The 957-nt window shown below is 74.6% G+C and carries 1 protein-coding gene; it reads right to left on the bottom strand.

Features of this window, described 5'->3' with window-relative positions; genetic code table 11:
* Positions 1 to 99: 99 nt before the first annotated feature.
* Positions 100 to 885 carry a thioesterase II family protein gene (locus tag ACOV8S_RS30980; protein ID WP_448321813.1) on the bottom strand — a complete coding sequence of 262 codons (786 nt, stop codon included), beginning with the start codon at positions 883 to 885 and terminating at the stop codon, positions 100 to 102.
* Positions 886 to 957 lie beyond the last annotated feature (72 nt).

Raw genomic sequence — 957 nt, 5'->3', positions numbered from 1 at the left:
GAGGGCGGGAGGGAGGAGCGATAAGGCCGGTCGTGGACCGGGTCGTTCGGGTCGATCGGCCCGGCGGGCCGGACAACGCGCCGGTCGGGCGGGTGCCGGTCAGGCAGGGGCGGCCGTGGAGTCGCGCAGGGCCTGGAGAGCCGGGTTCAGGCGGGCGAAGAAGCCGGGCAGGTCCTGCTGGAAGTAGAAGTGGTCGCCGGGCAGCACCTCCGGCGTCACCGGATGACCGGCGACCGTGGACCAGCCGCCGAGCATCTCCACCGGGACGATCGGATCGGCGTCCCCGCCGAACACCGCGACCGGGCAGTCCAGCCGCACACCCGGGGCGGTGCACCGGTAGGCGTCGTCGATGGCGAAGTCCGCGCGGATGGACGGCAGGACGATCTCGCGGAGCTCCGGGTCGTCGAGGATGCCGTCGTCGGTGCCGCCCCGTTCCTTGATGGCGGCGACGAGCCGGTCGTCGTCGAGGCGCTCGGGGTGCACGGGGCACTGGTTGGGCAGCACCGGCGCCCGGCAGGCCGAGGCGACCAAGCCGGCCGGGGCGCGGCCGGCGGCCTGCAGCGCACGGGCCACCTCGAAGGCGACCAGCGAACCCATGCTGTGCCCGAGCACCACCAGCGGGCCCGTGTCCGAGGGCAGCGCGCCGACCACCGGGAGGGCCAGGTCGTCGACCGACTCGGGCAGGTCCTCGCAGTAGCGGGCGCCGCGGCCCGGGTACTGGCCGATCAGCAGCCGCACATCGGCCGGCAGGTGCTCGCGCCACTCGCTGTAGGCGTGCGCGTTGCCACCGGCGTGCGGCAGCACCAGCAGCGACAGGCGGTGCGGCACGTCACCGGGCAGATCCCAGACGACGTCCTCGGGGGCGGGGGACGGAGATCCGTTCATGAGCTCATCCGTTCGGTCTCGGTGCGGCGGCGCAGAGCGGGCCGGGCCTTGACGGCCGGCGTGGTCCTGCAC

Source organism: Streptomyces sp. CO7 (genome assembly GCF_053474865.1).
This window is presented reverse-complemented; position numbering and strand designations above follow the sequence as displayed.